This window comes from Pedobacter sp., from assembly GCF_965249885.1.
Taxonomy (GTDB): domain Bacteria; phylum Bacteroidota; class Bacteroidia; order Sphingobacteriales; family Sphingobacteriaceae; genus Pedobacter.
Genome location: NZ_OZ252254.1, coordinates 1389313 through 1404299 on the forward strand (window position 1 = coordinate 1389313; position 14987 = coordinate 1404299).

Consider the following 14987-nt stretch of genomic DNA (forward strand, 5'->3'; position numbering starts at 1 on the left):
TATACTGAGCGGCTTTTTTACGTAACTGTAGTGTTAAAAATTGTTAAAGCGTAGTCGGTTTTGTATTGGCGTTACTTAACTTTGGTATGTTGGCATGAAGAAGAAGAGCCTTTGGATAATTACAGCCTTAATGACGCTAGCTTTACTTGGCGTTTTTGTAATGCAAATGTATTACATCAGGGAATCGTACAATTTAAAATTGCAGCTTTTTGAACAAAATGTTAATCAAGCACTTACGGCGGTAGTCAACAAAATTCAAAAGAAAAACGTAATCAACCGCTTCAACAAAAGAGATATTGAGCTAAAAGAGCTTGAAGTAGGTAACATTCGGAGCAAAACAGACAGCATAGTTGCATTTAAGGAAAGATATAAGGAAAACAAAGTTCGCCGAACACTTAAACAGCAACAACAAGTCATCAAGTACCTAAATGAGCAGGATAGTATTATCCATGCCAACTATCTGGAGCCTGAGATTATTAGCGAAGAAGACTACGCTATACTTTCTAATCCAAATCCTAACAAAAGTACACTAACCTACAAGGTAGATGAATTTAGAACACGAGATGGCATCATCGTAGGCCGCAAAGTTTCAGCAAATTTTAATCGCAAACGTCCAATTATCAGGTTAGATAAACTTCCCGATTCGATTATTTATTTAGCTTATAATCCAACGGATTTCAGACCTCAATTTATCATTTTACCAACGATAGAGCCTGAGCTTAAGGTCAAATTCAAAATGGAAGAAGCCAAAGCTGAGCACAGTTATAAAATGGAACTGGAACGGCTTTATGCAGATACTGTAAGCTTAATTAACAATAGAAGTGATGTGAGGCTTTTGCAGGATGTTGCAAAGGAAATAGCATCAAAAGATATCCCGCTTATAGAAAGAATGCCTAGCCAGGAAATAGTGGATACACTTATCAAAAAGGAACTTCTTAGCCGAAACATCGATTTAGATTATAACTATTGGGTAACGCCTTCGCAACACACCGGCAAAGTGATTTATAGAAATGTTTCTTTAGCTGGCGGTCAAATGTTGCCTAAAAACACTTTCAGTACAGTTATTTTTAGCAACGATTTATTAATTAAAGATCCAGGGATGCTTTACGTAAGTTTCCCTAATAAAAACGCTCTGATCTTTAACAACATGTTCGCCACCTTGGCCTCTTCTATTGGACTGCTATTGGTGTTGGTTTCGATTTTTGCATATACGATCTATGCCATTATTAGACAGAAGAAGTTGTCTGAAATGAAAACAGATTTCATCAACAACATGACACATGAATTTAAAACTCCAGTTGCCACCATTATGATAGCTAGCGAGGCCTTAAAAGACCCTGATTTAACTCCCGACAAGGCTCGAATTAACCGATTAGCAGGCATCATCTATGACGAGAATGTACGCTTGGGCAACCACATAGAGCGAGTACTTAATGTTGCCAAACTGGATAAAAAAGAACTTAAATTAGAACGAAACCCAGTTAACATGAATGATTTAATTGCAGTGGTTGTGGATAGCATGAGCCTGCAATTGCAAAAGAAACAAGCTCAGGTTAATCTGCAGCTTGATGCTACCAATGATTTAGTAATTGGTGATGAGCTCCATTTGTCGAATATGATTTATAATTTGGTTGACAATGCAAACAAATACAGTCCTGAGGCGCCAGTGATCAATATCAAAACCAAAAATCAAGCTAACGGTATTGTTATTGAGGTAAGTGATGAAGGTATTGGAATGACAAAAGAACAGGCAAAAAGAATATTTGATCAGTTTTACCGAGTGCCTACTGGAAACTTACATGACGTAAAAGGTTTTGGTTTAGGATTGAGCTATGTAAGCGATATTGTTGAACAAATGAACGGCAATATTAAAGTTTACAGCGAAAAAGATAAGGGAACAACGTTCACTATTTATCTGCCATTTAAATTAAGCAATTGATAGAGAACATTCAACTCATTTGCTTTATGACCATTAAAAATAATATCAATGAAAAAAATACTGTTGGTTGAAGATGACCCGAATTTAGGATTATTATTGCAAGATTACCTGCAGATAAAAGGTAGTTTTGATGTTGTGCTTTGCGCTGATGGCGAAGAAGGGCTTGCCGCTTTTGCCAAACAACAGTTTGACATGTGCATATTGGACGTGATGATGCCTAAAAAAGATGGTTTCACTTTGGGTGCTGAAATTAGAAAAATAGACCAACATGTTCCTATTATTTTCGCAACGGCTAAATCCATGATGGAAGATAAATCCGCAGCTTACGACTTAGGCGGCGACGATTACATTACCAAACCATTTAGGATTGAAGAGCTTTTGCTACGCATAAACGCACTATTGAAAAGAGTTTCATCAGCCCAAGTTTCGCAAGAAGAAGAACCAAAACAGTTTGAAATTGGAAGTTATACCTTCGATTATACTACGCAGCTAATTCATTTTAATGGAAGCCAACAAAAGCTTTCTACTAAAGAAGCGGAACTGTTAAGATTACTTTGTTTAAAGAAAAATAGTGTATTGACAAGAGAAGAAGCGCTAATTAGTATTTGGCATGACGACAACTACTTTAATGGGCGTAGTATGGATGTTTTCCTGAGCAAATTACGCAAATACCTAAAGGAAGACCCCAAGGTGGAGATTATTAATGTACATGGCAAAGGCTACAAGTTAGTGGTAAATTGATAAGTTTAAGGGGCCTCTCAAAATCGTTTTATTGACTTGTTAGCGCCTTTTCTTCTATAATTGAAAAAATTTAATCTTTTAAAGTGCAGTAAATAAAAAACGGTTAACCGCAATTTTACAGTTAACCGTTTTATGTGATTACAATACTTTAAAGCATTGCCCACTTAAAGGTTTGATTGGCAGATTTTCCCCAATTTTTCAAAGCCTTTTTCAAAATATCATAGAGCTGCTTGTTGTCTACTGGCTTCCCTTTAGTTGGAATTTTCAACTTATCTTCTGTTACTGGAACATCTGTTACAGCAGTAGCGAACCAAGTAACGTGATCATGTGGTAAGGCTAAGCCTAAAATCATACCTGGCAAACCACTAAAAGATTCAGGCCCACCACTTACAGCAATTTCTTCTGCGTAAAATGCAACTACATAAATGGAATCCATTATCAGGGCATTGGCACGACGACAATTATAACCGGCTATATTTCTGAACTCGTCAGTTATTTTCCAGTTGATTTTTCTGATGCTGTCAGTCACCAAATAAGTTTCATCATAAACTTTCTTTGATGTTTTGCTTGTACCTGCCGCTAAGTTGGTTTGAATGTGGTTAGACTGTTTAAATTCAACCATGTTGGAAAACCAATTATTTGAAGGCGCAATGGCATCTTCTTCAGGTAAAAAAGCCGTAACCTGATTGGAAAACACTAATTTACTCTTAGCAACTTTAAACTGCGGATTGTTTTTTTGATAGCTTTCAAAAGCTGACGCGGAAAAGGAATCGTCGCCCCAAAATTTAATTTGTTGTTTAATTAAAGCATAGGCATTTACTCGTTTCTCGAACTCTACGGTTCCTTGCGTAACAAAACGTACGTTCTGTGCTCTCGATTTAAAGCTTAAGAGAATTAAACTTGTAATGATAATGTATTTTAATGCGTTCATTGGTTGGAGAATTAATTTGTTTTTGCGGCGCCGCCCATTTTGTTAAAATCCCAAATTAATGAGAATAAAAAGTATCGACTGATATTGTTATATGTGGTTTGGATGATAGAGTTGGTTGAAACAGACCTTCTAAATCCAACATTTTGCTTAAGGATATCGTTAGCACTTAACATTAGCTTTAACTTCTCTTCCTTAAAAAAAGCTTTGCTTAACGATGCGTTTATAACCAAACGTTCCAACTTATTGTCAAACGTTGCTGTGCTTGGTTGATAGGTGTATTCGGAACTTGATGTTATGGAGATCTTTTTCGGCAGTTTTATGCTGAAGTCTAAGTAACCGTTATATCCCCAGCCTTTGTTATTGTTCTGCTGTTGTAAAGAAGCTTGCTGGGAGGTATATGTAGGGCCGAATGAGAGATAAAGTTGTCCTTTATCATTGTACTTGTTCATATTGATAGATGGCCTATAGGTAACACTATTAGTGATATTTAACTCGCCATTTACATAGTTGTAAACTCTAGATCCGTTTGAACTTAAATCAATACCAGCATTGATATCTGCCAGAAAAGAAAGTTTGCGAGAATAACCACTGTAAACATAATAGTTAAAAGGTGTGTGGTTCTCCAAGTTAACAGATTTGTAGATGGTTTTACCACTGGCATCCGTAGTATTGTTACTTACTATCTGGTTGTTGGTAAAATTCAAATTTCCACTAATATAGAAATTTTGGCTACTGATGACCTTGTAACTATTGTACCTTGCCGAAATGCGGTTATTGTATGCTGGCTTTAAATTTTCATTACCTTCAACGATGTTCAGTGGATCGTCATTGGTTCTAACAGGCTGTAATTGTGTAACACTAGGTTGTGTATTTGAACCATTATAATTGATATTAAATGATTTTTGAGCTGAAAATTTATATTGATAAGACGCCTGAGGTAGCCAATTGATGAAGCTTCTTTTGAAGTTGTTATTACTGTAAACTTCAGTTTGATCAAAATTAATGAAGCTGGTTTTGGTACCAAACGTGACTACTTTTTTCCCCTTTTTATAACTAAAAATTGCACCCAATTGATTGATAAGTTGATCAGCTTCAAAGTTGTTGCTAAATTCGTCGTTGAATCTATTGTACACTCCGGGTGAACTTGCATCGTAGGTCACACGATCTGCGCTGTTGGTAGTGTAGGTAAGCCCGTAATTTGCCAATAAACTAAAAAACTTGGAGATAGGCTCATTATAGGTAATATTTGTTGCTAGTTTATTAGTTGTAATGTTGTTATCTTTTAACTGATCTATATTTTGACGTTCCGATAACTTCTCATTTTCATCTTCGTCGAAAAATTTATTGAGCGATTTTAGATATCCTTCGCTATTTAACTTACTGTAATTTTGGCTCAAATTAACTGTATAATTTCGACCAAGCTTTTTAAGTTTTTTGGTGTAAAGTGCACTTAAGTTAAATAATTGCTGCTCGCCTTCATTAGTGGTGTTACGATTGCCTGTATTAAGCAGCGTATTATCGCCTCTCCTTCCAATCGAATTATTGATTACACTACTTTCTGTGTTTTTCAACGTCGCATCTACCGCAACTTTTAAAGTAGAGGTAGTGTCTATCTTGACATTATACGTCGCATCAATTTTTTGCCTGAATGTATCGTTATTGGTATCTTCATCGCTATTGGTATTAAAGATAGCATTAGGCAAATTCCGTTGGTTAATGGTGTTTTTGTTGATTTTCACATTTAAGCCGCCAGCTTTGTAGTTGGCATTGATGCCTTGCTTACCATCATTCCACTTATTTTCGTAATGTACACCGCCGTTGTTGGCACGTGGTATTCCTTCGCCCCAGTAACGTCCTCCTTCATCTAAATCATCGCCGCCACCAATGAAAATCATGCCATCATCGTTCATCTCTACATTACTTGATGAGCCATATTTTCCGGCATCTTCCCATCCTAAGCCAGTTTTCCCAGTATTGCTTGAGGTAAAGTAAGCTGCAATTTTCTCCTTATTTTTGAACTTATTGATCATGGCCTGCACCTGATAAAAATCGTCGGTACCATAACCAACATCTACTTTACCGAAGTAGCCATGCTTTTTATCTTCCTTCAATACAATATTTAAGGTTTGCTTTTTTTGCCCATCATCCACGCCAGTGAAAGCAGCTTGGTCACTTGATTTCTCAAACAGCTGTACCTTGTCAACCATATCGGCCCTTAAGTTTTTGGTGACTAAAGTAGGATCATCTCCAAAAAACTCTTCGCCATCTACCAACACTTTTTCTACCGTTTTACCTTGTGCAGTAATTTTTCCCTGTGCATCCACTGTTACGCCCGGAAACTTTTTAAGCAAATCTTCCACCCGGTCGTTGGGTTGTATTTTATACGCTGCGGCATTAAATTCTGTGGTATCACCTTTGATCTTTATGGCAGCGGCTTGCCCTTTGATAATCACTTCGTTCAGCAGTTTTGCCTTAGTCTTCATATCAATGGCGTTAAAATCTATAGCGTTATTAACGGAGTCGATAGAAAATTTATTGACAAAATCAGCATACTCGGGATAAGTAACTAAAAGGATGAAATCTCCTTTTTTAATGTTTTCAAAATTAAAGCTACCATTTTGAGCGGCCCTAGTAAATTTGTAGAGCGTAGAATCTTTTGCATTAAGTACACTTACCGTAGCGTTGTGCAATTTTGCGTTTGAGGAGAGATCGATAATGAAGCCTTTTACTGAGTTGCTTTGCGCTTTTGCTATCACAGTAAATAGCAATAAGATGATGAGAGAGAGAAACGTTTTCTTCATTTGTTTAGTTTGATGAATCGCTAATATATAAACTAAATTGTTAGTTGACGTGTGTTTTAACAATTTTAACATTATTTAAGTATTCGATTTTTGTACTATATCCATTATTTCACTCCTTTTAGTTGCAGGATTTTTTAACAAAAAAGCTGCTGATTAACACTAAATTTGTACTTTAAACAACATAGAGCCATTTAAACAAAAGCCTTGGAAGAAAACGAACAGCTTCAGCCTGCCGAACTTGCAGCGAGATTTATCAATCAAACATCGCGGCACATCTTTTTAACAGGAAAGGCCGGAACGGGAAAAACTACCTTTTTGCGTGGAATTATTTCGCGTACGCACAAGCGCAGTGTGATTGTTGCCCCTACCGGTATTGCTGCTATTAATGCGGCTGGTGTAACCATACACTCGTTATTTCAATTGCCGTTTGGTGCTTTTGTTCCGCGTATTGTGCCTAACCAGGATTTGCCATCAGGTGTGCCATACAATACCCCTAAAAGTATTGTGCGCCATTTAAGCATGAATGCCGTTAAGCGTCGTATTTTACTCGATTTGGAGCTTCTGATTATCGATGAGGTAAGTATGTTGCGTGCTGATTTGTTGGATGCCATTGATTTTGTGCTTAGGTATGTGCGCAAAAACAACCAAAATTTTGGAGGTGTTCAGCTGCTGTTTATCGGCGATTTGTACCAGCTGCCTCCAGTGGTTAAAAATCAGGAACAAGAGCTGTTGGCTAAATTTTATCAGAGTCCATTTTTCTTTGATGCCTTATGCCTGCAAAGTCATCCGCCAATTTATATTGAGTTAGATAAAATTTACCGTCAATCTGACCAAACTTTTGTAGACCTACTGAATAACCTACGCAATAATACGCCTACCGAAAAAGATATCGCTTTGCTTAAAAGTCATTACCGAGAAAATTTTAAGCCAGATATCAACGAAAACTACATTACCCTAACAACACATAACAGCAAAGCCGATGCAATGAACAAACATGCCTTGGCGGAGTTAGAGGGAAGAGCCTACCGCTATACGTCAACCATTGAAAAGGAGTTTCCAGAGAGTGCGTTTCCGTTGGAGAAAACTTTGGAACTAAAAGTTGGTGCCCAAGTGATGTTCATTAAAAATGACCAGACGGGCGAACAGCGTTTTTTTAATGGCAAACTGGCTGTAGTTACTGCTTTAAAAAGCGATAGCATTGAGGTATTGCCCGAAGGGAACACCTATCCCATTAACGTGGAGCGCTATATTTGGAAGAACATCAGATACACGACCAATAAAAACACCAATGAGATTGAGGAGGAAGAAATCGGGACGTTTACCCAATATCCATTAAAATTGGCTTGGGCAATTACGGTGCACAAAAGCCAAGGGTTAACGTTTGATAAAGCTATAGTTGACATTGGTGATGCCTTTGCACCGGGACAAATTTACGTTGCACTTTCTCGTTTAAGGTCTTTAGACGGTTTGATTCTTACTTCTCATTTGAACAGTCGGGGCATGAAAGCCGATCAGAATGTGGCCTACTATTCACGTACCAAAGAACAACAGGAAAGTTTGTTAACGCAGGTGGTAAAAGAAGCCGATTTATTTTTAAAACAGTCGTTAATACAGGCATTTGATTTTAGCTTGCTGGACAATTTTGTCTATGAGCATGTATTTAGTTACAGCAAGGATGAAAAGCGATCGGTAAAACAAACGCATTTACTTTGGGCAACTCAGCTTCAACAAAATTTGATAGGGGCCAAAGTACATGCTGATAAATTTTTGAGGCAACTTGACCAGCTTTTTGTACCGAACGAAACCCATGATTTTAGCAAATTAATTGAACGGGTGGAGGCTGGCGCAAACTATTTTCTGCCGATTTTAACCTCGCAAAGCGAACTTATTTTTGAGCACATTGAGCTGGTAAAACAGCAAAAACAAACTAAAGAGTATTTAAATGAACTGCTAGACCTAGAGGCGATGTACTACGAACAGTTCAAAAAAGTGGTGCGAGCTAAAGAAATGCTAAGTGCAAAAGTGTCAAATCAGGAGTTGAGCAAAGAAAGCTTAAATGCATTGTTTGGCTTGGCTAAGCGTGAAGAACAAATGAAAAAAGCCCGTAACTTGCCAGATAAGGAACATTTGGAAAGGGAGGAAAGTACACCAATAAATAGGTTCAGAAAAAAAGCAGAAAAGGAGAAAAAGCCAAAGATAGATACGAAAGAGGTTACTTTAGCTTTATTTAATGAGGGCAAAACGCCTAGTGGAATTGCCTTTGAACGCAAAATGACAAAAGGAACAATTGAAGGGCATTTGGCGCATTACATCTCCCAAAATCAAATTAGCGCGGATAAGGTGATTGCCAAACATAAACTAGAGGTTTTGTTGCACGCCATAAGGGAACTGAAAAGTTTAAAGCTTAATGAAATACGCGACCATGTGGGTAAAGCTTATGACTTTGGTGAAATCAAAATTGCGATTGCGGCCTATTTAGCGGAAGGGGGATAGATGCGACCCACGCTCTCAAAGGGGTAGAGTGCGCAGCGCTGTAAACAACGTTCCGTCATTGCGAGGAGGGACGACGAAGCAATCTTACAACTTAGATAGCATACAATTGCATTAAGATTGCTTCGCAAAGCTCGCAACGACGTAGCGCTTATAATCGCAATGAAGGTACCTAAATAAAAAGCTCCGAATTTCTCCGGAGCCTTTATCAAAATTATAATATTTGCGCTATTCCCTCCAGCCTCCGCCTAATGCACGGTACAGGTTCACAACAGCCTGAAGTTTCTGTAATTTATCATTCACCGCATTTAGTTGTGCTGTCAATAAACTTTGTTCAGAAGTCAATACATCGGTATAATTAGTTGCAGAGCTGTATTTCAGCAACTCCTTGGTATAGTCAACGGCTTTTTCTAAGGATGCGATTTGATTAGCTCTAGAATTTTCTTTTTCAACAGCAGTTTGGTAAGCATAAAGCGCATTTGATACTTCCGATCCTGCAGTTAACATTGTTTTTTGGAAACTATAGAAAGATTCCTGCTGCGCAGCTTTTGCGGTTGCTAACCTGGCCCTGTTTTGCCCTTTGTTAAAGATAGGCTGAGTTAAGCCGCCAACAATACTGTAAAATATCGAGTTATTGAAGAAGTTTTCTAGTGTAAGCGAAGACAAACCCCCGTTTGCAGTTAAGGTAAGCTGCGGATAAAAATAAGTTTTAGCCACGTTAGTGTTCTCAAATGCAGTTCTAAACGCAAATTCTGCCTGTTGCACATCCGGACGGTTTTTCAGCAATAAAGAAGAAAGACCAACTTGTAAATCCTTGTAATCTTGCTGTGCTTCAAAGCTGGTTCTTGCGATAGGTCCAGCCGATTTTCCAAGCAAAACATTAAGTGCGTTTTCAGTTTCTCTGATGCTACGTTTCAAATCAGGAATGCTCACTTCAGCCGCATATCTGTTAGCTTCACTTTGCACAACCGCAGCACCATTTACAATTCCAGCTTCCTTCAATGCTCTGATGGCTTCTACATTTTTAATCCTGCTTGCTAAGGTTTGCTCCGTAATTTTCAGTTGCAAATCTAGCGCAAGTAGTGTGTAATAATTGTTTGCAATGGAACTTACCAATTGTGTCTGCACCGCTCGTTTTGCCGCCTCTGTTTGTAGGTAAGACGCTAAAGCCGAACGTTTGGCACTTCCTAACTTACCCCAAATATCCAGTTCCCAAGCAGTGCTCAATTGCGCTCTGTAAAGTTGGGTCTCCAATGGTATAGCAATGTTGGAAGGTAAGTTTAGGGCAGCTCTTGATTGCTTATTATCGGTAGCCGAAAGATCCAAGTTTAAACTAGGCAAAAATGCATCTTTACTTAATCTTAAATTTGCAGCGGCACTATTCATGCGTTCAATAGCACTTTTCAAATCTAAATTATTTTCAATCCCCTCTTTAATTAAAACCTGTAATTGAGGGTCGGTAAATAAAGTACTAGTTGGCAAATTGGCAATATTGGTACTGTCGGCACTTTGCACATCACGATATAAAGCATCGGATTTTAATTCTGCCGGGCGTTTATATTGTTGTGTTACGCAAGCACCTAAACTCAGCATCAAAATGCTTGCAAATAGTATCGATATTTTATGATTTCTTTTCATGTCGATGGTTAAATTAATCCTCTGGATTTCCGGTTTGCTCAAAATTTAGATGCGTTTGCTTTTCCATAACGCTATCATCAAAAGGCGATTTGCTGCTCACTTTTTCCTGTAAAGTTTGGAACACAATAAATAGTACGGGGATAATGAAAATCCCGAAAACAGTACCAAAAAGCATTCCTCCTACAGCGCCTGTACCAATTGAATTGTTACCAGCAGCACCCACACCAAATGACAACATCAATGGTAAAATACCCAATATGAATGCGAAGGATGTCATCAAAATTGGACGTAACCTAGCGGTAGCACCTTCCAAAGCGGCTTGCAAAATGGTCATTCCATTTCTTCTCCGCTCTGCGGCAAACTCAACAATTAAAATGGCATTTTTAGCTAACAAGCCTATCAGCATAATCAAGGTAATTTGGGTGTAGATGTTGTTATCAATTCCGAAAATTTTATCGAAAATAAATACACCTGCCAAACCTACCGGCAAGGATAAAATTACCGCTAAAGGCAGTACATAACTTTCGTACTGCGCACAAAGCAAGAAATAAACGAAAATCAAACACAGCAAGAAAATGAAAACGGTTTGGTTTCCGCTGGATTGCTCCTCTCTAGACAAGCCTGAGAACTCATAGCCATAACCTTGCGGTAAAATTTTAGCTGCTTCTTCTTGTACGGCTTTCAAGGCATCGCCGGAGCTATAGCCAGGTTTAGGATTACCAGTAATAGCGATAGAGGTATAAAGATTAAACCTCGAAATTGCCTGTGGACCGTAAACTCGCTCGGTAGAAATAAAACCTGTAATCGGTGCCATCACACCGCTCGGCGTACGTACATAAACGTTGTTCAAGCTTTCCAGATTAGCTCTGTATTGAGGGTCGGCTTGGTAAACTACACGATATTGCTTACCAAATTTATTGAAGTTTGAAGCGTAAACACCACCATAATAACCTTGCATTACGCTCATTACATCATTCACATTTAAACCTGCCTGTTTAATTTTGGCAACATTGGCTGTAATTAAATATTGAGGAAAATTAGGGTTGAAAGAGGTAGCTGCGTACTGAATTTCAGGACGTTGATTTAAGGCTGCTAAAAACTGATTAGATACCTGAGCAAAATTTTGGATGGTACCACCTGTTCTGTCTTGCAACTGGAACTCGAAACCACCGCCTGTACCAAAACCTTGGATGGTTGGAGGTGCAAAGAAGATGATTTTCGCTTCTTTCATGTTGGCCGTTTTGGCGAATAGTTCTCCAATAATGGTTTTCACATCGCGTTTACGCTCGTCCCAAGGTTTTAAACGGCTAATTACCATTCCGTACGAACTTCCCGAACCGCTGATCATTGCTCTGCCCACCACTTTCAGTGTTAATCTCACTTCAGGTACTGTTCTTACAATACTATCTATTTTACTCACTACTTGATCGGTTCTTTCTTGTGATGTTCCTGGTGGCAACGAAATATCCGACATGATTGCACCTAAATCTTCGTTAGGAACAAAACCTTTTGGAGTAGTGTTAAATGCCCATACAAATGCTGCAACGAACGCTAACAAGCCCAATCCGGCCAACCATTTTTTCTTGGAGAAGAAGTAAACGGCTCCTTTGTAACGGCGTGTCATGGTTTCAAAAGAAGCGTTGAATGCCGCATAAAAGCGTTTCATGAACCCTTTTTTCTCCTCGTGATCATCTTTATGTGGTTTAAGCAATAAAGCACAAAGCGCCGGACTTAATGTTAAGGCGTTAACGGCTGATAAAATGATGGATATGGCCAGTGTTAAACCAAACTGTTTAAAGAATACCCCTGACGAACCTGCAATGAAACTTACAGGAACAAATACCGCTGCCATAACCAAAGTGATGGAGATGATGGCGCCAGTAATCTCATCCATGGCGTCCAAAGTAGCTTTACGTGCCGATTTATAGCCTTTGTCCAATTTGGAGTGCACTGCTTCCACTACTACAATGGCATCATCCACAACAATACCAATGGCTAGTACCAAGGCAAATAAAGTAAGTAGGTTAATGGTAAATCCAAACAGACTCAAGAAAAAGAACGTACCAACAATAGCTACCGGCACAGAAATAGCCGGAATTAAAGTAGATTTAAAATCCTGTAAGAAAATAAATACTACGATAAACACTAAGATAAAAGCTTCCACTAAAGTGTGCAGTACTTTCTCAATGGAAGCGTCTAAGAAGTCGTTTACATTGGTTAACACTTCATATTTAATACCAGTAGGAAAATTGCCTTCAGCTGTTTGCAAGGCCTTTAGTGCACCGTCAATTACCTCTTTTGCATTAGAGCCGGCCGTTTGGTTCACGGCAAAACCTAGTGCGGATTTACCATTTAATTTAACTGACGAAGCATAACTTTGCGCACCCAATTCAATTCTTGCAACATCCTTCAGCTTTAGGACTTGCCCATTTTCTGCAGTTCTGATGATGATGTCGCCAAATTGGGTCTCATCTTTTAAGCGGCCGGTATATTTTAACGTGTATTGGAAAGATTGCTGTCCTTGCTCCCCTAGTTGTCCGGGAGCGGCTTCAATATTTTGATCCGCAAGCGCAGCACTAATATCACTTGGGATTAGTCGATAAGCCGCCATCACATCAGGCTTAAGCCATAAACGCATGGTGTAAATTGACTGTCCAAATGCGTTTACATCACCTACGCCGGTCACCCTTTTAATTTGAGGAATGATGTTGATTTCTGCATAGTTCTGCAAAAATTTCTGATCATAAGCTGGATCTTCACTGTTAAGGGCAAAAATCAATACGTTACTGGATTGTCTTTTTGCGGTAATCACACCAGCTCTAGTTACCTCAGCAGGAAGTAAACTGGTAGCCCTAGCCACACGGTTTTGTACGTTTACGGCAGCTAGATCGGGGTTAGTGCCCAATTTAAAGTTTACGGTAATGGTAGCCGAACCATCGTTTCCTGCAGATGAAGTCATGTAGGTCATGTCTTCCACACCGTTAATTTGTTCCTCCAGCGGTACTACCACACTACTCATTACTACATCGGCATTGGCACCTTGGTAAGACGCTGAAACCTGCACCGTTGGCGGCGCAATTTCTGGATATTGTGAAACAGGCAAAGTAATGATACCCAATACACCCAAAATCAAAATGATGATGGAGATTACGGTAGAAAGTACTGGCCTTTCGATAAATTTTTTAAACATGAGACTTTGTTGGAATGTTTGAAAGTTGAAACGTTGTTAAATTCGCAACCTTTCTACTTTACAAAAAATGTAACTTATTTATTTTTCGCCTCCGCAAATACAGAGTCTGCCGATTTTACTTGTTGCTTAATTTTATCGCCATCTTTTAATGAAGCAAAACCTTCCAATACAATTTTATTTCCAGGTTTTAAGCCTTTAGTAACCACATAGTAATTGCCTTTGGTAAGCTCCATAATTTCCACGTTGGTTGATTTAACGCCACCGGTATCGGTCACTAGGTAAACAAATTTTTTACCCTGGATATCGGTAGTCGATTTTTGCGGTACCAACAAAGCATTTTCCACATATTGTGGGATGCGAATAGAGGCGCTGGAGCCAGAGCGCAGCAAACCGTTAGGATTAGGAAACGTAGCTCTTAAACTAGATGAACCAGTAGCGGTGTTGATTTGCCCGCTAACAGTTTCTATCTTTCCTTTTTCTGTGTAAATGCTACCATCAGCCAACACCAAAGTTACACTTGGAATTTGCTTGATTTTGTCTTCTAGCGTACGCCCTTTAGTATTTCTTGCAATTTGTAGCAGCTGCTTTTCATTCAAAGAGAAATAAGCATAAACTTTGCTAATGCTCGAAACTGTTGTTAATGGCTCTTGACTTGTGCTGCTTACCAAAGCTCCCACTTTGTAAGGGATGGTGCCAATTACACCATTGGTAGGACTGCTCACCACAGTGTAGCCCAAGTTTACCTTTGCATTAACCAAAGCAGCTTTAGCTTGAGCCAAATTTGCCTTCTTTGCAGTAAGGGTTAGGGCAGCATTATCTAAGTCGAATTTACTGATGATATCTTTTTCAACCAGTGGCTTAGTTTTATTGTATTGCAGTTGCGCTGCATTTACTTCTGCTTCGGCACTGCTAATAGCCGCTTGTGCAGTACGTACTGCTTGCTCATATTGTGGAGCATTAATTTTAAATAAAGGCTGTCCTTGCTTTACGGTTGCACCTTCATCTACATAAATTTTCTCAATAAAACCATCAATTTTTGGTCTGATGTCTACATTTTGTTGTCCTTCTAGCGTAGCAGGATAATCGCTTTCCAGTGTAGTATTCATGGCGTCAATTTGCACTACCGGATAATTCTGTGGACCAGTGGGTGCACCCGCCTTCGGATCTTTATTTCCCGAACTGCAAGCTGCCAAAAATAGGGCTGTGCCCATCAGCGATAAATAAATTGAGGATTGTTTCATATATGTATTGTAATTG

General features: G+C 38.9%; 8 protein-coding genes. 3 read left to right on the plus strand and 5 right to left on the minus strand.

Annotated features, from left to right (window positions below):
* Positions 1-94 precede the first annotated feature (94 nt).
* Positions 95-1939: a sensor histidine kinase gene (locus ACY2A0_RS05870; RefSeq protein WP_461788619.1), complete on the plus strand. Its 1845-nt coding sequence runs from the start codon at positions 95-97 to the stop codon at positions 1937-1939.
* Positions 1940-1987: 48 nt separating this feature from the next.
* Entirely contained in the window at positions 1988-2680 is a 693-nt protein-coding gene (locus ACY2A0_RS05875; protein WP_461788620.1) for a response regulator transcription factor, read from the plus strand.
* 148 nt (positions 2681-2828) lie between these two features.
* Here ACY2A0_RS05875 and ACY2A0_RS05880 read toward each other — a convergent pair whose 3' ends face one another.
* Positions 2829-3611 (minus strand): GLPGLI family protein, encoded by a 783-nt coding sequence (locus ACY2A0_RS05880; RefSeq protein ID WP_461788621.1) that lies wholly within the window; start codon positions 3609-3611, stop codon positions 2829-2831.
* Between the two features lie 11 nt (positions 3612-3622).
* Positions 3623-6412 carry an outer membrane beta-barrel protein gene (locus tag ACY2A0_RS05885; RefSeq protein ID WP_461788622.1) on the minus strand — a complete coding sequence of 930 codons (2790 nt, stop codon included), beginning with the start codon at positions 6410-6412 and terminating at the stop codon, positions 3623-3625.
* A 204-nt stretch (positions 6413-6616) separates the two neighbouring features.
* Here ACY2A0_RS05885 and ACY2A0_RS05890 point away from each other — a divergent pair, with 204 nt between their 5' ends.
* Positions 6617-8905, plus strand: coding sequence for a helix-turn-helix domain-containing protein (locus ACY2A0_RS05890; protein WP_461788623.1), 2289 nt, complete (start codon positions 6617-6619; stop codon positions 8903-8905).
* 225 nt (positions 8906-9130) lie between these two features.
* On the opposite strand, the gene ACY2A0_RS05895 is transcribed toward ACY2A0_RS05890, so the two are convergent.
* The 3 genes from ACY2A0_RS05895 to ACY2A0_RS05905 form a co-directional block, all read right to left on the minus strand.
* Positions 9131-10540: an efflux transporter outer membrane subunit gene (locus ACY2A0_RS05895; RefSeq protein WP_461788624.1), complete on the minus strand. Its 1410-nt coding sequence runs from the start codon at positions 10538-10540 to the stop codon at positions 9131-9133.
* A 13-nt stretch (positions 10541-10553) separates the two neighbouring features.
* The gene (locus tag ACY2A0_RS05900) at positions 10554-13730 is read right to left on the minus strand and encodes an efflux RND transporter permease subunit (RefSeq protein WP_461788625.1); all 3177 of its coding nucleotides are present in this window, start codon (positions 13728-13730) and stop codon (positions 10554-10556) included.
* A 74-nt stretch (positions 13731-13804) separates the two neighbouring features.
* Positions 13805-14971 carry an efflux RND transporter periplasmic adaptor subunit gene (locus tag ACY2A0_RS05905; RefSeq protein ID WP_461788626.1) on the minus strand — a complete coding sequence of 389 codons (1167 nt, stop codon included), beginning with the start codon at positions 14969-14971 and terminating at the stop codon, positions 13805-13807.
* Positions 14972-14987: the final 16 nt, after the last annotated feature.

What these genes read in the sequence shown, in the direction of transcription:
- ACY2A0_RS05875 (WP_461788620.1), top strand. Translation starts at nt 1,988, where the DNA reads ATGAAAAAAATACTGTTGGTTGAAGATGACCCGAATTTAGGATTATTA.
- ACY2A0_RS05895 (WP_461788624.1), bottom strand. Translation starts at nt 10,540, where the DNA reads ATGAAAAGAAATCATAAAATATCGATACTATTTGCAAGCATTTTGATG.
- ACY2A0_RS05870 (WP_461788619.1), top strand. Translation starts at nt 95, where the DNA reads ATGAAGAAGAAGAGCCTTTGGATAATTACAGCCTTAATGACGCTAGCT.
- ACY2A0_RS05885 (WP_461788622.1), bottom strand. Translation starts at nt 6,412, where the DNA reads ATGAAGAAAACGTTTCTCTCTCTCATCATCTTATTGCTATTTACTGTG.
- ACY2A0_RS05905 (WP_461788626.1), bottom strand. Translation starts at nt 14,971, where the DNA reads ATGAAACAATCCTCAATTTATTTATCGCTGATGGGCACAGCCCTATTT.
- ACY2A0_RS05900 (WP_461788625.1), bottom strand. Translation starts at nt 13,730, where the DNA reads ATGTTTAAAAAATTTATCGAAAGGCCAGTACTTTCTACCGTAATCTCC.
- ACY2A0_RS05880 (WP_461788621.1), bottom strand. Translation starts at nt 3,611, where the DNA reads ATGAACGCATTAAAATACATTATCATTACAAGTTTAATTCTCTTAAGC.